Below are 16958 nucleotides of genomic sequence, written 5' to 3' on the forward strand. Positions count from 1 at the left end.
TGCGACTCGAAGGCGGGGCTGTGCGTACGCTCTGTACGCGCCGCCGGGCTCAGGCTTGGTGCGGGGGTCGCTCAGGCGCTTGCGTTACGCGCCCGGTTGCGAGCGGCGCGGCGCTTCATCGCGCGGCGCTCGTCCTCGCTGAGGCCACCCCAGACGCCGGAGTCCTGGCCGGACTCGAGCGCCCACTGCAGGCACTGCTCCATGACGGGGCAGCGGCGGCAGACAGCCTTGGCTTCCTCGATCTGCAGCAGCGCAGGACCGGTGTTGCCGATGGGGAAGAACAGCTCGGGGTCTTCCTCACGACAAACGGCGTTGTGACGCCAGTCCATGGCTGCTACCTCTCCTTGGTATTACACGCTTGTTGCTTGTGAATGTGAACGCTTTCACGAATCCCCCCACAGGTGACGGGCCGACTCCCAGATGGACTGGGTGTGGTCTGTGATGGTGAGGAGGGGTTCTGGCTCTCAGTGGAGGCCGGTGTTGCGGGCCGTCCCGATCGCCATGAAGAGATTCCCAAACCTCAGCGACGGATACAACCCCTTCTGGAAAGTTTTTTTTGATTCCTCGGTGTCGACTAGGTCACAGGCGCACTTCTTGGGGGTGGGACCCAGTCCAAACGTTCGAGTTAAAGGACTTTCGGCCCTTCCACTCACACAATCACACGCAGTGCACGGCGTACGCCTGTGAACGTCACGCTCGTACGCAGTCCCAGGTGGTCACCGTCCATCTGGAAGGGCAGTGGAACCTTTGAATGCAAGGTGAAGTCCGTGAGGTCATGGCGTGAAACGGCATGCTTCCCGCGCGGCCCTTTCTCGGGGCTCGAAGTGAGCAGCTGGGTGCCGTACAGGGCCACCGCAGGAGTGGACAGACGCTTCAGTCCCAGGACGTCCAGCGCGGTGTCGAAGGAGGCCTTCGGCGAGGCGTAGACCGGGCGATTGCCCAGGTAGGTCCAGGGGGCGGTGTTGCAGATTATGGAGAGCGCGAGGTCGGTCACCGGGTCCTGGCCGGGCACGTCGAGCGTGATCGTCCCGTGCCGGCGATGGGCCTCGTTCAGGAACTGCCGCACCACCTGGCGTACGTACAGGGCGTGGGTCGAACGCTTCCCGCCCTCGCGTTTCTGTTCGACCCGGCCGACGACTCCCGCGTCGAACCCGAGTCCGGCGCAGAAAGTGAACCAGCGTTCGGGAACGGACTCGTCCTCGGTGCCCGGGGTGCCGGCGGCCAGGCCCAGACCAACCGTGCGTTCGGTCCGGTTCTCCAGGGCGTCCAGGATCGCGCCGGTCGCCTCCACCGCGTCGTTCGGCAGCCCCAGGGCGCGCGCGAAGACATTCGTGGACCCGCCGGGGACCACGGCGAGCTTCGGGAGGCTGTCCACGTCCGGGCCCCGGTGCAGCAGCCCGTTCACGACCTCGTTCACCGTGCCGTCACCGCCGAGGGCGACCACGAGATCGATGTCGTCGCTGTCCGCGGCCCGCCGCCCCAGATCCCGTGCGTGCCCCCGGTACTCCGTGGTCACCGCCTCCAGCTTCATCTCGCTGGCCAGCGCGTGGATGAGCACGTCACGGGTGCGGGCACTGGTGGTGGTAGCAGCTGGATTGACCACGAGGAGTGCGCGCATGACGGCCAGCCTACCTACCGGGCGGTTCGGCCCTGAAGTCCCGGTTCGCTGCGCTCGGGTCCGGTGACGGAGCGTGACGCCACGGCCCGGTCCACCGCCGAACGGGTGCGGCCCCCGCGCACCCCGGCTTCACTTCCGGGCCCCGGGGATGCCAACCTGAAAGGCGTGAGCACTCAGCAGACACCGTCCACGCCGTCGCCCTCCACCGCGGAGCGCCCGACCAGGATCACCGTCCTCGCCGGGGTCAACGCCCTCGAAGGCGTGGCTCTCGCCGTCGGCGGGATCTACCTGCTGATCATGGGGCTGCTCGGAAAGCTGGAAAGCACGCAGCAGGCGGAGACGGTCGGGATCACCCTGGTCGCGCTCGGCGCCATCCCGCTGATCGCCGCCCGTGGACTGCTCCTGCTGCGCAGCTGGAGCCGGGGGCCCGCGCTGATCACCCAGATCATGGCGCTGCCGGTGGCCTGGACGCTGCTGCGCTCGCAGGGCGCGCTGATCCCCACCGGGATCGTTCTCGCGGTGGTCGCCGTCACCGGCCTCGTGCTCGTCCTGAACCCGGCGACCACCCAGGACCTGGGCATCCGCCGGGCGCCGAGGACGACCCCCGACGCCTGAGCCTCCTGGCCCCGCTCGCCGCTCCTCGGCTCACTCCTCGACGAGCAGCCGCTCGCGCAGCTGCGCCAGGGTACGGGCCAGCAGCCGCGAGACGTGCATCTGCGAGATGCCGACCTCCTGGGCGATCTGCGACTGGGTCATGTTCCCGAAGAAGCGCAGCAGCAGGATCCGCTTCTCGCGCGGCGGCAGGTCCTCCAGGAGCGGCTTGAGCGACTCCCGGTACTCCACGCCCTCCAGCGCCTCGTCCTCCGAGCCCAGGGTGTCCGCCACGGCCGGCGACTCGTCGTCCGTGTCCGGCACGTCCAGCGAGAGCGTGCTGTACGCGTTGGCCGACTCCAGGCCCTCCAGCACCTCCTCCTCGGAGATACCGAGCCGCTCCGCCAGCTCGTGCACGGTCGGCGAACGGCCGTGCTGCTGGGAGAGCTCCGCGGTGGCCGTGGTCAGCGAGAGACGCAGCTCCTGGAGGCGGCGCGGCACCCGCACCGCCCAGCCCTTGTCCCGGAAGTGGCGCTTGATCTCGCCGACCACCGTGGGAGTGGCGTACGTCGAGAACTCCACCCCCCGGTCCGGGTCGAACCGGTCCACGGACTTGATCAGCCCGATCGTGGCGACCTGCGTCAGGTCGTCCAGCGGCTCGCCGCGATTGCGGAACCGCCGGGCCAGGTGCTCCACCAGCGGCAGATGCATGCGCACCAGCCGGTTGCGCAGCTCCGCCTTCTCCGCCGAACCGTCGGGCAGCTCCCGCAGCTCGAAGAACAGGGCCCGGGCCCCGCTGCGGTCGTGTGGATCGTGGTGCCCGTGCTCGCTCATCTGGCCCGCCCGCTCTGCCTGCGACTGCTGCTCCACCGCGACGTCGAAGCCCTCGGGCCCGTCCGCTCCGTCCTCCGGATGCGGCCGGGCCTGTTGCTCCGGGATGCCTGCTGGGCGCACCACCCCGGATCGGATCGTCTCGTCCCGCACAGGACCGTCCCCGTTCCCGTCGCTCACGCCGGCCCGGGGCCCGCGCCGCGCTGTTTGTAGAGGCTGATGCTGACCGTACGGTCGTCCGCGACCGTGGAGTCGACCTTGCCGGCCAGTGCGGAGAGCACCGTCCAGGCGAAGGTGTCGCGCTCGGGTGCCCGGCCGTCGGTGGTGGGCGCCGACACCGTCACTTCGAGGGAGTCGTCGACGAGTCGGAAGACGCAGCTGAGGACCGAGCCCGGCACGGCCTGCTGGAGCAGGATCGCGCAGGCCTCGTCGACCGCGATGCGAAGATCCTCGATCTCGTCGAGAGTGAAGTCCAAACGCGCTGCGAGACCGGCCGTGGCCGTTCGCAGCACCGACAGGTAGGCACCCGCAGCGGGCAGCCGGACTTCCACGAAGTCCTGATTCCCGGGCTCGCCTGCGATCTGGGACACCCTCACCTCCAAGGTGGCACAAACTCTTTCGAGGTTCCGGGAAGGGTGGCCCGGAGCCATGCGGTCCGTCGACGGTTCTTCGGCTCGGCGACGTTATCGGATCCATGATGCCGTGTCGTACGGACCCCACACCGCGACCGTCACTCATGGTAACTCCATGAGCACGGAAAGTGGCTAGGGGTCTGCGGCGTCCAATTACGAAGAACCGGCGCCGCATTGACGTACCCAGGCGTCAGACGATCGAACCGTCCTCGAAGCACCAGCGCCAGCTCTCGCCCGGCTCGAAGCTCCGCATCACGGGGTGACCGGTCGCCCGGAAGTGTCCGGTGGCGTGCCGCAGCGGCGACGAGTCGCAGCAGCCGACGTGCCCGCAGGTCAGACAGAGCCGCAGCTGTACGGGGTGGGTGCCCGCCTCCACGCACTCGGGACACGTCTCGCCGAGCGGCACGGGCTCGGGGCGTGGCAGATCCGCTACATGCGCACACTCGCTCATGATGGGCAGGTTACGACGGATCGAGGACGGTGGGATGGACGCGCTGCCGCTGATCGCCCTGGTCGCCGTGAGTGCGGCGGTGGCCGGCGCGGCCCGCCGCACCCCGGTGCCCGCACCGCTCGTGCTCGTCGCCGTGGGGCTCGTGGCCGGCTATCTGCCGGGCGTCCCGACGTACCACCTGGACGCCCATGTCGTCCTCCCGCTGCTGCTCCCGCCGTTGCTCCATACGGCGGCCCTGGACAGCTCCTACCTGGATCTGCGGGCGAACATCCGGCCGGTCGCCCTGCTCTCCGTGGGCTACACCCTCTTCGCCACCGTGGCGGTTGGCTGGCTGGCGTACCGGATCATCCCGGACCTGCCGCTGACCGCCGCGCTGGTCCTGGGGGCGGTCGTCGCCCCGCCGGACGCCGTGACGGCCGCCGCGATCGCCCGCCGGGTGGGGCTGCCCGCCCGGGTGACCACGATCCTCCAGGGCGAGTCCCTGGTGAACGACGCCACGGCGATCACCGCCTTCCGGGTGGCGCTGGCCGCGGCGGTGGGGGAGGGGATGAGCTGGGGCGCCGGAATCGGCGAGTTCCTGCTCGCCGCGATCGGCGGGGTCGGCGTCGGCCTGCTGCTGATGGTCCCGTTGCACTGGCTGCGCACCCACCTCAAGGAAGCGCTCCTCCAGAACACGCTGTCCCTCCTGATCCCCTTCGTGGCGTACGCGGCGGCCGAACGGGTGCACGCCTCCGGTGTCCTCGCCGTGGTCGTCGTCGCCCTCTATCTGGGCCACCGCTCCTGGCAGGTCGACTTCGCCACCCGGCTCCAGGAAGCGGCCGTCTGGAAGATGGTGGCGTTCATCCTGGAGTCCGCGGTGTTCGCGCTGATCGGCCTCCAGCTGCCGTTCGTCCTGAAGGAGCTCGGCCCGTTCGGAGTCGAGGAAGCCATCGGCTACGCGGCCGTGGTCTTCGTGGCCGTCGTCGTGGTCCGCTTCGTCTGGGTCTACCCGGCCACCTATCTGCCCCGGTGGCTCTCCCGGCGGGTCCGGGAGCGCGAGCCCGGCACCGACTGGACCGCGCCGCTCATCGTGGGCTGGGCCGGCATGCGCGGGGTCGTCTCGCTCGCCGTCGCGTTCTCCATCCCGCTGGTCACGCAGGACGGTGAACCGTTCCCGGCCCGCAGCCTGGTGCTGTTCCTGACCTTCACCACCGTCATCGGGACGCTGGTGATCCAGGGCCTGACCCTGCCCGTCCTCGTCCGCGTACTGAAGTTGCCGCACCCCGACCCGCAGACCGTCACACTCATCGAGGCGCAGGCCCAGAGCGAGGCGTCCGAGGCGGCGGAGGCCCGGCTGCGGGAACTGCTCGACGACCCGCACAACAGCCTCCCGCCGCCGCTGGCCGACCGGCTGCGCACGGTGCTGGAGCGCCGCCGCAACGCCGTCTGGGAGCGGCTGGGCGCCGCCGACCCGGTCACCGGCGAATCGGCGGACGACACCTACCGGCGGCTCTCGAGGGAGATGATCGAGGCCGAGCGCGAGGTCTTCGTCCGGCTCCGGGACGAGCGGCGGATCGACGACGAGATGATGCGGACGCTGCTGCGCCGGCTGGACCTGGAGGAGGCGGCCGCCTACCGGGAGACGGACGACTCCTGAAGCGGCGCGTCCGGGGCACCGGTGATCACGGCGGCCACCCGGGTGCCCGGCGCGAACGCCCCCTCGTCGGCCAGCGCGGTCAGCGCGAACAGCAGCTTGGCGACGTAGACCCGCTCCACGGGCAGCCCGTGCCGGTCCTCGAAGCCGTCGGCGAAGGCGTCGAGATCCGGGGCCGTACGGGCGTAGCCGCCGAAGGTGAAGCGCTCCTCCAGCGCCCAGTCCCCGGCCGGGCCGCCGAACGCCTCACGCTGGAGCCGCGCCACCTCCCCGGCCAGGAAACCGCCGCCCACCACCGGCACGCCCAGCGCCCGCTGCCCGGGATCCAGCCCGGCGGCGAGCCCGGCCAGGGTGCCCCCGGTCCCGCAGGCCACGGCCGCCACATCGACCTCTCCGGCCAACTCGCGCCCCAGCGCCGTACAGCCCTGTGCGGCCAGGGCGTTGCTGCCGCCCTCCGGGATGACCTCGACGTCCCCGAACCGGCTCAGCAGCCCCGCCAGGACCTCGGGCGATGCCTTCGCCCGGTACGTCGTACGGTCCACGAAGTGCAGCCGCATCCCGTCGGCCGCGCACCGGGCCAGCGAGGGGTTGAGCGGCCGGTGCGCCAGCTCGTCACCGCGGACGACGCCGACGGTCCCGAAGCCCAGCAGCCGTCCGGCCGCCGCGGTGGCCCGGAGGTGGTTGGAGTACGCACCCCCGAACGTGAGCACGGTGCGCCCGGCGGCGGCCTCCAGATTGAGGGCGAGTTTGCGCCACTTGTTGCCCGGCAGATCGGGGTGGATCAGATCGTCCCGCTTGAGGAACAGCCGTACCCCGCGGCGGGCGAACCCCTCGTCGCGGACCTCCCGCAAGGGGGAGGGGAGGCGGGGCCGGAGTGCATGGGCGAGGTCTGCGGACGGGCTCACCGCCCCATTGTGGCTGTGTCCTTTCGCCGCTCCGTCACGGCCGGAGAGCGCGACCGAGGCGCCCGGTGGGGCGCTGGTGGTGCGGAAGGGACCAACGTGCCCCGCCTGAAGGTGGATTAGTCACACTCTTTTGTGTAATGGCGGGCCTCCCCCTCCTGCTGAAAGTCTTTTCCTCGCAGGTCAGCCCATGATCGAGAGGACGTCAGATGTCCGTTGGTGAAGAGGTTCGCGACACGCAGGCGCCGCCGCAGCAGAGTCTGGGGACGGCAGCTGCGCGGAACCTCGCGACGACCACCAAATCCGCGCCGCAGATGCAGGAGATCACCTCACGGTGGCTGCTGAAGATGCTGCCGTGGGTGCAGGTACAGGGCGGTACGTACCGGGTGAACCGTCGGCTCAGCTATTCGGTCGGCGACGGCCGGGTGACCTTCGTCCAGACCGGGGACCGGGTGGCCGTGATCCCCGCCGAGCTGGGGGAGCTGCCCGCTCTGCGTGACTTCGGGGACGAGGAGGTCCTCGCCGAGCTCGCCCGCAGGTGCGAGCAGCGGGACGTGGCCGCGGGGGAGGTGCTCGCCGCCTCGGGGGACGCGGCGGACCGGGTCTATCTGCTGGCGCACGGCAAGGTCGAGAAGATCGGCTCCGGCCTCTACGGGGACGAGACGGAGCTCGGGGTCCTCGCCGACGGCGCGTACTTCGGCGACCAGAGCCTGATCGACGGCGACGCCGTCTGGGAGTACACCGCCCGCGCGGTCACCCCGTGCACACTCCTCACTCTGAGCCGTGCCGACGTGTTCAACCTCGCGGAGCGCGCCGAGTCGCTGCGCGGCCACCTCGCCGGACTGCTCTCCATCCCGCACCAGCGGACCAACCACTACGGCGAGGCGGCGATCGACCTCTCCGCCGGCCATGTCGGCGAGGCGGTCGTCCCGCACACCTTCGTCGACTACGACGCGGCGCCGCGCGAGTACGAACTGAGCGTCGCCCAGACCGTGCTGAAGGTCCACAGCAGGGTCGCCGACCTCTACAACCAGCCGATGAACCAGACCGAGCAGCAGTTGCGGCTCACGGTCGAGGCGCTGCGCGAGCGCCAGGAACACGAGCTGATCAACAACAGGGAGTTCGGCCTTCTCAACAACTGCGACTACGGGCAGCGGATCCAGCCCCATGACGGGGTACCCAGCCCGGACGACATGGACGAACTGCTCTCGCGCCGCCGCGGGTCGAAGCTCTTCCTCGCCCACCCGAAGGCCATCGCCGCCTTCGGCCGCGAGTGCAACCGGCGCGGACTCGTCCCGGAGAGTGTCGACATCGGCGGCCACCACGTGCCCGCCTGGCGCGGGGTGCCGATCTTCCCGTCCAACAAGATCCCCGTCACCGACGCCCGCACCACCTCCATCATCTGCATGAGGACCGGCGAGGCCGAGCAGGGCGTCATCGGCCTCCAGCAGACCGGCATCCCCGACGAGATCGAACCGAGCCTTTCGGTCCGCTTCATGGGTATCGACGAGCAGGCGATCATCTCCTACCTCGTGACGGCGTACTACTCCGCCGCCATCCTGGTACCGGACGCCCTCGGAGTGCTGGAGAACGTCGAGGTCAGCCGCTGGCGCTGATCCCGAGTCACCCCGGGGGTCCGGGCGGCCGCTGCCGCCCGGACCCCCGGGTCCGCACCCACCGCCTCGCCCCAGGGAGTTGACCGTGACCATGACCAGTACGGACGCAGCGACGGAAGGGCACGAGGCCGCGGCGCTCCTGGAGCGCACCCGCGCCGTCGTCGACCCGCACCTGCGATCAGCCGTGGAGTCGTTGCCCGGCGGCATACGCCGGATCGCGATGTACCACTTCGGCTGGCAGAACGCCGACGGAACCCCCGCCGCCGGCCAGGCCGGAAAGGCCATCAGGCCGGCCCTCGTGCTGGCCGCCGCCCGCGCGCTGGGCGGCGATCCGGAACGTGCCGTCCGGGCCGCCGTCGCCGTCGAACTCGCCCACAACTTCACCCTGCTCCACGACGACGTCATCGACGAGGACACCACCCGCAGGCACCGACCCACCGCCTGGGCGGTCTTCGGCATCCCGGACGCCATCATCACCGGCGACGCCATGCTCGCCCTCGCCCAGCGGCTGCTGGCCGAGGACCCGCATCCGGCCGCGGCGCCCGCCGTCGCCCGGCTCTCCACCTGCGTCATCGAGCTGTGCGCGGGCCAGCAGGCGGACTGCGCCTTCGAGGAGCGCGCGCCCGACGAGGTCACCCTCGACGAATGCCTCGCCATGGCGACCGCCAAGACCGGCGCCCTGCTCGGCTGCGCCTGCGCGCTCGGCGCCCTCTACGCCGGGGCGGAGGACCGGGCCGTCCGCGCGATGGACGGGTTCGGACGGGAGGCCGGGCTCTCGTTCCAGCTCATCGACGACCTGATCGGCATCTGGGGCGACCCCGACCGCACCGGCAAGCCCGTCGGGGCCGACCTGTCCGCCCACAAGAAGTCCCTGCCCGTGGTCGCCGCCCTCACCTCCGGCACCCCGGCCGCCGCCGAGCTCGCAGCGCTCTACCGGGGGCCCATGAACACCGCCGCCGAGGTGAGCAGGGCGGCCGACGCGGTGGACCGGGCCGGCGGACGGGACTGGGCCCAGGTCTGCGCCGCCGACCGGATGGCCCGCGCGGTCCACCACCTCTCCCGCGCGGTCCCCGATCCGAGCGCGGCGGGCGACCTGCTGGCGCTGGCCGAATTCGTCACCCGCCGGACCAGCTGACCCACCTCGGGTGACCGGTGGTTACCTGTCAACTCTAGTATTCCGGAGGTTGGTTGAAGGAAGGCAGCAGAGAGGCGGCAGCCCTTCATGGGTATACGGATCCAGCAGGCGGAGCAGCGCGACCGGGAGCTCGTCGTCTCGGTCATGGAGGAGGCTTTCCACGACGACCCGGTCAGCAGCTGGGTGTTCCCCGACGAGGCCCACCGGCGCGCGGTGCACGGCAGGTTCCTCGGCGTCTTCGTCGACGTCGCCCTCGCCGAGGGGCGTATCGACATCGCCGAGGACGAGGCGGCGGTGGCCCTCTGGCTGCGGGTGCCCGCCGGGGCCCCCGAGGAGGAGGACCCCACGCCCGCGCTGATGCGGCAGACCGCCGACCCGGACAACGAGCGCTGCGAACTGGTGGGCAGGCTCACCGGGGCGATCCACCCGCACGACCGCGCGCACGCCTATCTGCTGATGATCGGCGTCCGTCCCGACCGCCAGGGAGAGGGCATCGGGGCGGAGCTGATCGGAGCGGAGCTGGAGCGCTGCGACCGGGAGGGCCTGCCGGCCTATCTGGAGGCGAGCAGCGCCCGGAGCCGGGTGCTGTACGAGCGGCTCGGCTTCCGCTTCCTCGGCCGGGAGGTCGACCTGCCGGGCGGTCCGCCGATGTACCCCATGTGGCGCGAACCCCGGACGCTTTGACGCCCCGTCGGTTCGCTGCGGAGGGCGGTACGGCAGTTGTCCGAGGCGGGGGCTACAGTCCCTGCTCATGACAGATGAGTCGTGGGCCGGCTGGTACCGGGACAACAAGGGTTCCGACGCCGCCGTTCTCACCACGGACGGACAGCGGATCCGGCTCCGGATCAGAGGGGCCGACTTCGAGGGCGAGAGCTTCGACGGCCTGAGGCCCGTCGCGGGCGCCCCGCCGGAGGACGGGTTGTTCGGTCTCCGCGACGGTGCGCTCACCGACTGCGTCCTGGAGTGGGACCGGCCGCTGCCCGTCCTCGTCGCGGGCACGCCCCGCCATGCCACACTCACGTGCCTGCTCTCCCTGCGCCGGGCCGATCCGGATCTCCATCTCGCCCTCCATCTGGACGGCGCGGTGTACGAATCGGCCCGCGCCGAGCGCGACTTCGCCGCGGCCCTGGCCGCCGTCCAGCGGATCCTGCCGGACGACGTCAGTCTCCAGACCTGCGTCGCCTGGCCCGGAGCCGCCTGACCCGAGTCGTCCCGCCGCCACCGGCAACCTGCCTGCCGCCACCGGCAACCACCCCCAACCTCCCGTCACCGACGAACCGCTCGCGTCCGCCCCGTACCGCATCTTGGTACGGGGCGGACGCGCGTTCCCCGCCGCCTTCACCCGTTGCCTCCGCCACATTGTTCTACTAGCATGCGAACAACGGAGGTTTTCCATGACAAGTAAGAACCTTGGCCGCGTCACTCTCGCCGCCCTGCCCTTTGCCCTCGCACTCCTCATCGACCTCACGCTCTACGCCGCCATCGCGGACCGCCTGCCCGACCGGCTGGCCGTCCACTTCGACGCCGGCGGATCCGCCAACGGATATCTGAGCTTCACCGCCTATCTGCTCTGCACGTTCCCCTCGCTGCTGGTGCTCGGCGCGCTGTGGGCCTTCATCGCGGTCAAGGGCAGGCTCCACGGCCGCGCCCACCGGTGGCTCACCGGTGGGGGCTTCGCCGTGGCCGCGTTCCTCGGCTATCTGCAGATCGCCGTCCTGTTCGTCAACGTGGATGTCCCCGAAAGCGGTTCGGCCGACGGGTTCCCGCTCTGGCACATCGCGGTGGCCCTTGGGGCGGCCGCCCTCGCCGGAGCCCTCGGGCTGCTGCTGTCCCGACTGGTCCCCGCGCCCGAGGACCCCCGCGACCCGGACCCGGCGACCCGGGAGCGGATCGTGCTCGCCGACGGTGAGGTGGCCGTCTGGGGGCGCGGCATCGGTGCCTGGTGGGCACCCGTCGCCTTTCTGGTGCTGCTGGCGGCCGGTGTCGCCGTCGGCCGGGAGCAGAACTGGTTCATCGGCGTTCCGCTGATCCTGCTCGCCCTGGTGGTGGGCACCTTCTGCCGCCCCCACGTCACCGTGGACCGGCGAGGCCTCACCGTCTCCGGTCTGCTGCCCCGGCCCCGGGTGCGGGTGCCGCTGGAGCGGATGGAGGTCGCGGACAGCCGCCCGGTCAACGCCCTGGCGGAGTACGGCGGCTGGGGCTATCGCATCCGCCCCGAGCGCAGCGGCGTCATCACCCGCTCGGGCGAGGCCATCGTCGTCAGCCTGACGAGCGGCCGCGAGTTCGCCGTCACGGTCGCGGACTCGGCCACCGGCGCCGCTCTGCTCAACACGCTGCTCGACCGGCAGCGGGCGGGGCGCTGACCATGCTCTTCCGGGTCGATCCGACCTCCACCGTGCCGCTCGGCGACCAGATCGCCGCCTCGGTCCGGCGTGCGGTCGCCGAGGGCACCGTAGCCCCGGGCGAGCGGCTGCCCGCCGCCCGGGCGCTCGCCGAATCCCTCGGCGTCAACGTCCACACCGTCCTGCGCGGCTACCAACGGCTGCGCGAGGAAGGGCTCATCGAACTGCGCCGCGGACGGGGCGCGGCGATCACCGCGGGCGCCTCGCCGCAGCGCGCCCGGCTGCTGGAGAGGGTGCGCGAAGCGGTCGCGGACGCCCGGGACCTGGGCATGACCGAGGACGAACTGCTGACCCTCGTCCGTAACGAACTCGACGCCTGACAGGGGGAGGCGTCGGGGACCGCGCAGAGGACCGTTCCGGAAGCGGAACGGTCCTCTGTCGTGTGGGGGGTGCCGGCCGGTCCCGGGACACGGGACCGGCCGGACGAGCGCGGAGTCAGGAAGCGGAACGGGCGAGCGAGGCCTGGCCGTTCTGCCACAGCTGGTTGACCCGGGCCCGCTCGTTGGCGTCCGGCTGTGCGTTGGTGCAGGACGGGCCGGGGCCGCCGCCGGACATCAACTCGCTGCACGGACCGGAGTAGTTGTCCGGCAGGCCGAGCACGTGCCCGGTCTCGTGCGTGGTGACGCGGGTCGAGTCGTACTGCTGGTTCTGGGCGTAGTCCAGGAAGATGTACCCGCGGCCGTGGCCGTCGGTGCTCGCGTAGGAGCCGCGCGGGTCGTTGCCCTCGCGGTAGGTGAAGTCGGCGCCGGAGCCTTCCTGGAGCTGGACGTTGGAGACCGAGCTGTTCCAGATCTGCGTGCTGTTGGCTATCTGGCTGCGGAAGGACGGCGCGCCGGAGGCGTCGTAGGTGACCGTGACGGCCTTGATGCCCGGGTTGGCCGCGCGCTTCTCGGCGACGGACTTCATGACCGCGTCGAGGAAGGCGCGGTTGGCGGCGGCGTTCTCGCCGGAGCCGTTGTACGCGGCGATGGTGGAGGAGGCGGAAGGGGCGGCAGGGGCCGGAGCGGCGACAGCGACCGGTGCGGTGCCCAGCGCGGCGACGAGACCGAGGCCGGCGGCGGCGGTGGCGACGGCGTTCTTGAGGTGTCTCATGGGGGGATTTCTCCTACCTGTCCGAACGAACCCACGCCGTGGGGGTGTCCGCCGAGCGGACAAGGCGTGGGGTGGTACGGGGAAGAGTGTGGTGCAGCGCACGGTCGCGGGGGATGATGCCGAACGGCGATAGCGCCGCGCTATCGTCGCCCGTCCGCTTCTCTTTGCGCACGTCAGCCGCTCGCCGTCATGCCATGCCCACGTCATCAACACGGCATCGTCACAGTCCTCCGAGCCCAACACCCCCCGAATTGAGCCTGTTTGGTGGGGTTGCGACGTCTGGTGCGCGGCGGACGGCGGTCATAGTCTCCGCTGCATGGAGCTGGAGGTGAGACACCTCAAGGCGCTGTGCGCCATCGCCGACGCGGGCAGTCTGCACCAGGCGGCCCGCCGCCTCGGCGTGAGCCAGCCCTCCCTGACGACCCAGCTGCGGCGGATCGAGAACGTGCTCGGCGCCGAACTGTTCCTCCGCGAACGGACCGGCTGCCGCCCGACGTCCCTGGGCCGGGCCGTCCTGAGCCGGGCCCGGCCCCTCGTCGACGGCATGAGCGACCTGGTGGCCGCGGCGCTGGCGGAGGCCGAGGCCGCCCGGCCCCGCGGCTCCCGGCTGCGCATCGGGTCGACCGCGAGCCGGGTCATCGGCGGCTGGCTGCGCCGGCTGCGGGTCGCCCTGCCCGGCACCGACATCTCCCTGCGGGTCGACGTCTCCGCCCACGAGCTGCTCCGCTCGGTCGCTGCGGGCCGCCTGGACGTCGCCTTCGTGCACGAGGTGGAGGGCTGCCCGCTGACGCTGCCGGAGGGCCTGGAGCAGCGCGTACTCGTGGACCGGGAACCGCAGTTCATCTCCCTCTCCCGCGACCACCCGGCCGCCCGCCGCCGGGTGGTGGAGCTCGGCGACCTCGCGGGCGACCCGTGGATGGTCGATCCGACGGTGGACGGCGAGTGGGACGGGGTACGCCGGGTGCTCGGCGCCGCCGGACTGAACCCGCCGGTCCTGCACGGCGACTACCTCACCGCCGCCTCCCTCGTCGTGCTCGGCGAGGCCGTCGCCCCCTGCCAGCCGACGTCGGGCCCGCGCGACGACATGGTGATCCGACCGCTGCTGGGCGACCCGCTCGCGGTACGCCTCCTCCTGGTCTCCCGGCCCGGGACCGACATGGAGGTGGTGTACGCGCAGCTGGAGGACGCCTACCGGGACGCGGCGCGACGGGCGAGCGGCTACCACGAGTGGCTGCTGCGCCACCGCTCGCCGCTGGCCCGCACGCCCTGACGCCGGGCGGTTGTGCCGGTCCGTGAGCCGGCCCCTCCGTGCGTCGACTGCGCGGAGTTCCCCCTTCTGCCGACAGCGTGCACGGGTTCCTCCGCCGCCTGCCGCCGGGCAGAGTCGGCCCATGAGGCTTCTGATGCTGGGCGGTACGGAGTTCGTCGGGCGGGCCGTCACCGACGCGGCGCTGGAGCGGGGCTGGGACGTCACGGTGTTCCACCGCGGCCGCCACGCGCCGCCGCCCGGCGTGAGCGCGCTGACCGGGGACCGGACCGCGGGCGGGCGGGGGCTCGCGGCGCTGGCGGAGAGCCGGCAGGACTGGGACCTGGTCGTCGACACCTGGAGCGGTGCCCCGGCGGCCGTCCGGGACGCCGCCCGCCTGCTGTCCGGCCGGGCCGGGCGCTTCAGTTACGTCTCCAGCCGCTCGGTGTACGCCTACCCGGCCGCTCCCGGACTCGACGAGAACGGCCCGCTGGTCACCGGCGCCTCGCCCGACGACGGCGAGGACGTGCCGTACGACCGGGCCAAGCGCGGCGGCGAGCTGGCCGCCCTCGACGCCTTCGGGGACCGGGCCCTGCTGGCACGGGCCGGGCTGATCATCGGCCCCGGGGAGAACATCGGCCGGCTTCCCTGGTGGCTGTCGCGGATCGCCCGCGGCGGACCGGTGATCGCCCCGGGCCGGCCCGATGCCGAGCTCCAGTACATCGACGTCCGGGACCTGGCGGAGTGGATCCTGGACGCGGCGGCGGTCGGGCTGAACGGCCCGTACAACACCGTCAGCCGCCCCGGCCACGCGACCATGGGCGAGCTGCTGGAAGCCTGCGTACGGGCCACCGGCTCCGACGCCGAACTGCGCTGGACGGATCCGGAGGTCCTGCGGGCCGCCGGCGCCGAGCCCTGGAGCGACCTGCCGATCTGGCTGCCGCCGGGCGAGCTGCACGACACGATGCACCGCGGCGACCACACCAAGGCATACGCGGCGGGGCTGCGCTGCCGCCCGGTGGACGAGACCGTCACGGACACCTGGGGCTGGCTGCGCGCGCTCGGCGGCACGGCACCCCAGCGCCCCGACCGCCCGGCCGTCGGCCTCGACCCCGAGCTGGAGGCGAAGCTGCTGGCGCTCTGACGGCTGCTGCGCTCTGCCACTCCGCCGCTCGGACACACCGCTCCCGTGTGCGTGTCGCGCGAAGAAACCACCCATAGGCCTACGTAACGGCGCAAGAGCGGCGTGTCATACAAAACGACAAAGTGATGACCATGCATATTGCGCGGCATGGAACAGAAGGCGCGCAGGCGCGGCAACGCAATCCGGGCAGCAGTGACAGTGGCCACGGCCGCGGCGATGGTGGGCGTGCTGGCCCCGGCCGCGGGTGCCGATCCGCTGCCGGGCGGACTGGGACCCTGCCTCGGCAGCTCCTGCCCGCCCAGCTGGAACGACCCCAACAACGGCCCGGTCGTCGGATTCGACAGCAACATCAACGTCTTCGTCGGCGGGGACTTCCTGGTCCGCGAGGCGGCGGCCGAGGCGGAGGGCAAGGTCGTCACCCTCGGCGAGTTCGACATGAACAAGCGGGAGGGGGTCTCGCAGATCTACAACGTCGGCATCGCGGGGGTCGGTTCGCGGGTGCCGCCGCCGGACGGCTCCGACTATCTGACGACGGGCGGGGACATCACCATCGCCGACGGTCAGCGCCTCCTCGCCGAGGAGGGCGAGCACTCCGGCCGCGTCGCGTACGCCGGGGCGCTCACCGGCACGGTGAACCCCACCACCGCCCCGCGCTTCGACGCGGACGCGGCCGCCCCGTACACGCAGCTGCGCCCGCAGCTCACCGAAGCCAGCCGGTGTTACGCCTACGACGGCGACGAGCACCGGGAGGCGACGGGCACCTGGCAGCAGGTCGGCGACCTCATGACCTTCACCGGCGACGGCACCTCCGCGATCCAGATCTTCGACGTGGACGCGGACCTGGAGTCCGAGACGGGCGGCAACACGGGGTTCGTCTTCAACGGGATCCCCGAGGGCGCGACCGTCCTGGTCAACGTGTACGGCAGCACCCGCAGCGTCGCCACGTTCATGGGCTCGTTCCCCAACGAGGGCCTCCGCGAGAACCTGCTGTGGAACTTCCCGGACGCCACCGCTCTGTCGCTGACCGGCCCGGCGCAGTTCGAGGGCAGCATCCTGGTCGGCCAGCCGGCCAGCTCCACGGTGCTCAGCATGAGCGGGACCAACGGCCGCTTCTACACGGCGGGTTCGCTCACCCACACCTCGCAGGGCCAGTCGGGCGGCCAGGAGATCCACGCGTACCCCTTCGACGGGGACCTGCCGTCGTGTGCACCGGAACCCACACCGACCCCGACGGATCCCACGCCCACGCCGACGGACCCGACGCCGACGCCCACGGATCCGACGCCGTCCCCGACGGATCCCACGCCCACGCCGACGCACCCGACGCCGACGCCCACGGATCCCACGCCGACGCCCACGGATCCCACGCCGTCCCCGACCGACCCGACCCCGACGCCCACGGACCCCACTCCGTCCCCGACGGACCCGACGCCCACCCCCACCGACCCCACCCCGACCGAGCCGTCCGCGTCCCCCACCGAGCCGACGCCGACCCCCACCCACCACTCGCCCCGCCCCACGCACTCGCCGAGCCACCCGGGTGAGCTGCCCGACACCGGCTCCCGGGGCGGCGAATGGATCATCGGGTCCATCGCGGCAGCGCTGGTGGCCGCCGGCGGTACGGTCCTCGTGGCCACGCGCAGGGCTCGTCGCCGCACCTACTGA

Annotated in this window: 17 protein-coding genes and 1 pseudogene; 11 read left to right on the forward strand and 7 right to left on the reverse strand. The window is 71.8% G+C overall.

Translation table 11 applies throughout. The annotated features are described in order from the left end of the window. Positions 1 to 71 precede the first annotated feature (71 nt). On the reverse strand, positions 72 to 329 hold the full coding sequence (locus tag WQO_RS24100; protein WP_003953983.1) for a WhiB family transcriptional regulator: 258 nt from the start codon (positions 327 to 329) through the stop codon (positions 72 to 74). A 320-nt stretch (positions 330 to 649) separates the two neighbouring features. Then, complete coding sequence (locus tag WQO_RS24105; protein WP_010061515.1) at positions 650 to 1618, reverse strand: diacylglycerol/lipid kinase family protein; 969 nt, start codon at positions 1616 to 1618, stop codon at positions 650 to 652. 165 nt (positions 1619 to 1783) lie between these two features. Here WQO_RS24105 and WQO_RS24110 point away from each other — a divergent pair, with 165 nt between their 5' ends. After that, positions 1784 to 2233: a hypothetical protein gene (locus WQO_RS24110; RefSeq protein WP_010061513.1), complete on the forward strand. Its 450-nt coding sequence runs from the start codon at positions 1784 to 1786 to the stop codon at positions 2231 to 2233. Between the two features lie 30 nt (positions 2234 to 2263). Here WQO_RS24110 and WQO_RS24115 read toward each other — a convergent pair whose 3' ends face one another. From WQO_RS24115 to WQO_RS24125, 3 genes are all read right to left on the reverse strand, one after another. Continuing rightward, positions 2264 to 3220, reverse strand: coding sequence for an RNA polymerase sigma factor SigF (locus tag WQO_RS24115; protein ID WP_373296724.1), 957 nt, complete (start codon positions 3218 to 3220; stop codon positions 2264 to 2266). Then, positions 3217 to 3630 (reverse strand): ATP-binding protein, encoded by a 414-nt coding sequence (locus WQO_RS24120; RefSeq protein ID WP_003966375.1) that lies wholly within the window; start codon positions 3628 to 3630, stop codon positions 3217 to 3219. The genes WQO_RS24115 and WQO_RS24120 overlap by 4 nt, the downstream gene beginning before the upstream one ends. A 232-nt stretch (positions 3631 to 3862) precedes the next feature. Then, positions 3863 to 4123 carry a UBP-type zinc finger domain-containing protein gene (locus WQO_RS24125; RefSeq protein WP_010061511.1) on the reverse strand — a complete coding sequence of 87 codons (261 nt, stop codon included), beginning with the start codon at positions 4121 to 4123 and terminating at the stop codon, positions 3863 to 3865. A gap of 34 nt (positions 4124 to 4157) precedes the next feature. Here WQO_RS24125 and WQO_RS24130 point away from each other — a divergent pair, with 34 nt between their 5' ends. Then, positions 4158 to 5759, forward strand: a complete 1602-nt coding sequence (locus WQO_RS24130; RefSeq protein WP_058954082.1) for a Na+/H+ antiporter — start codon at positions 4158 to 4160, stop codon at positions 5757 to 5759. On the opposite strand, the gene WQO_RS24135 is transcribed toward WQO_RS24130, so the two are convergent. Next, positions 5735 to 6661, reverse strand: a complete 927-nt coding sequence (locus WQO_RS24135) for a 1-aminocyclopropane-1-carboxylate deaminase/D-cysteine desulfhydrase (protein WP_058954083.1) — start codon at positions 6659 to 6661, stop codon at positions 5735 to 5737. The two genes, WQO_RS24130 and WQO_RS24135, sit on opposite strands and share 25 nt — an antisense overlap. A 206-nt stretch (positions 6662 to 6867) precedes the next feature. On the opposite strand from WQO_RS24135, the gene WQO_RS24140 reads away from it, so the two are divergent. The 6 genes and pseudogenes from WQO_RS24140 to WQO_RS24165 all read left to right on the forward strand — a co-directional run bounded on the left by WQO_RS24140 (position 6868) and on the right by WQO_RS24165 (position 12131). Then, positions 6868 to 8274, forward strand: coding sequence for a family 2B encapsulin nanocompartment shell protein (locus WQO_RS24140; RefSeq protein ID WP_010061505.1), 1407 nt, complete (start codon positions 6868 to 6870; stop codon positions 8272 to 8274). Between the two features lie 91 nt (positions 8275 to 8365). Then, positions 8366 to 9409, forward strand: a complete 1044-nt coding sequence (locus WQO_RS24145) for a family 2 encapsulin nanocompartment cargo protein polyprenyl transferase (RefSeq protein WP_010061504.1) — start codon at positions 8366 to 8368, stop codon at positions 9407 to 9409. Between the two features lie 87 nt (positions 9410 to 9496). Continuing rightward, positions 9497 to 10093 carry a GNAT family N-acetyltransferase gene (locus WQO_RS24150; protein ID WP_010061503.1) on the forward strand — a complete coding sequence of 199 codons (597 nt, stop codon included), beginning with the start codon at positions 9497 to 9499 and terminating at the stop codon, positions 10091 to 10093. A gap of 67 nt (positions 10094 to 10160) precedes the next feature. Then, positions 10161 to 10592, forward strand: a pseudogene (locus tag WQO_RS24155) (DUF6304 family protein); the annotation flags it as partial. 211 nt (positions 10593 to 10803) lie between these two features. Continuing rightward, a complete protein-coding gene (locus WQO_RS24160; protein ID WP_010061501.1) occupies positions 10804 to 11772 on the forward strand; it encodes an SdpI family protein in 969 nt (322 codons plus the stop codon). Between the two features lie 2 nt (positions 11773 to 11774). Beyond that, positions 11775 to 12131 (forward strand): GntR family transcriptional regulator, encoded by a 357-nt coding sequence (locus WQO_RS24165; protein ID WP_010061500.1) that lies wholly within the window; start codon positions 11775 to 11777, stop codon positions 12129 to 12131. 115 nt (positions 12132 to 12246) lie between these two features. Here the strand turns inward: WQO_RS24165 and snpA are convergent, their stop codons facing one another. Further along, the gene (snpA, locus tag WQO_RS24170; protein ID WP_010061499.1) at positions 12247 to 12903 is read right to left on the reverse strand and encodes a snapalysin; all 657 of its coding nucleotides are present in this window, start codon (positions 12901 to 12903) and stop codon (positions 12247 to 12249) included. 316 nt (positions 12904 to 13219) lie between these two features. Between snpA and WQO_RS24175 the strand changes: the two genes are divergently transcribed. The 3 genes from WQO_RS24175 (at position 13220) to WQO_RS24185 (ending at position 16958) form a co-directional block, all read left to right on the forward strand. After that, positions 13220 to 14173, forward strand: a complete 954-nt coding sequence (locus tag WQO_RS24175) for a LysR family transcriptional regulator (RefSeq protein WP_010061497.1) — start codon at positions 13220 to 13222, stop codon at positions 14171 to 14173. A gap of 121 nt (positions 14174 to 14294) precedes the next feature. Further along, positions 14295 to 15293 carry an NAD-dependent epimerase/dehydratase family protein gene (locus WQO_RS24180; RefSeq protein ID WP_237274159.1) on the forward strand — a complete coding sequence of 333 codons (999 nt, stop codon included), beginning with the start codon at positions 14295 to 14297 and terminating at the stop codon, positions 15291 to 15293. Between the two features lie 147 nt (positions 15294 to 15440). Beyond that, positions 15441 to 16958, forward strand: coding sequence for a choice-of-anchor A family protein (locus WQO_RS24185; protein ID WP_237274160.1), 1518 nt, complete (start codon positions 15441 to 15443; stop codon positions 16956 to 16958).

It is taken from the genome of Streptomyces globisporus C-1027 (genome assembly GCF_000261345.2).
GTDB classification, from domain to species: Bacteria; Actinomycetota; Actinomycetes; order Streptomycetales; family Streptomycetaceae; genus Streptomyces; species Streptomyces pakalii.

Excerpts from the sequence above, each read along its gene's own strand:
- WQO_RS24100 (WP_003953983.1), bottom strand. The coding sequence starts at position 329 with ATGGACTGGCGTCACAACGCCGTTTGTCGTGAGGAAGACCCCGAGCTG.
- WQO_RS24105 (WP_010061515.1), bottom strand. The coding sequence starts at position 1,618 with ATGCGCGCACTCCTCGTGGTCAATCCAGCTGCTACCACCACCAGTGCC.
- WQO_RS24125 (WP_010061511.1), bottom strand. The coding sequence starts at position 4,123 with ATGAGCGAGTGTGCGCATGTAGCGGATCTGCCACGCCCCGAGCCCGTG.
- WQO_RS24130 (WP_058954082.1), top strand. The coding sequence starts at position 4,158 with ATGGACGCGCTGCCGCTGATCGCCCTGGTCGCCGTGAGTGCGGCGGTG.
- WQO_RS24140 (WP_010061505.1), top strand. The coding sequence starts at position 6,868 with ATGTCCGTTGGTGAAGAGGTTCGCGACACGCAGGCGCCGCCGCAGCAG.
- WQO_RS24145 (WP_010061504.1), top strand. The coding sequence starts at position 8,366 with ATGACCAGTACGGACGCAGCGACGGAAGGGCACGAGGCCGCGGCGCTC.
- WQO_RS24150 (WP_010061503.1), top strand. The coding sequence starts at position 9,497 with ATGGGTATACGGATCCAGCAGGCGGAGCAGCGCGACCGGGAGCTCGTC.
- WQO_RS24160 (WP_010061501.1), top strand. The coding sequence starts at position 10,804 with ATGACAAGTAAGAACCTTGGCCGCGTCACTCTCGCCGCCCTGCCCTTT.
- WQO_RS24165 (WP_010061500.1), top strand. The coding sequence starts at position 11,775 with ATGCTCTTCCGGGTCGATCCGACCTCCACCGTGCCGCTCGGCGACCAG.
- snpA (WP_010061499.1), bottom strand. The coding sequence starts at position 12,903 with ATGAGACACCTCAAGAACGCCGTCGCCACCGCCGCCGCCGGCCTCGGT.
- WQO_RS24175 (WP_010061497.1), top strand. The coding sequence starts at position 13,220 with ATGGAGCTGGAGGTGAGACACCTCAAGGCGCTGTGCGCCATCGCCGAC.
- WQO_RS24180 (WP_237274159.1), top strand. The coding sequence starts at position 14,295 with ATGAGGCTTCTGATGCTGGGCGGTACGGAGTTCGTCGGGCGGGCCGTC.
- WQO_RS24185 (WP_237274160.1), top strand. The coding sequence starts at position 15,441 with ATGGAACAGAAGGCGCGCAGGCGCGGCAACGCAATCCGGGCAGCAGTG.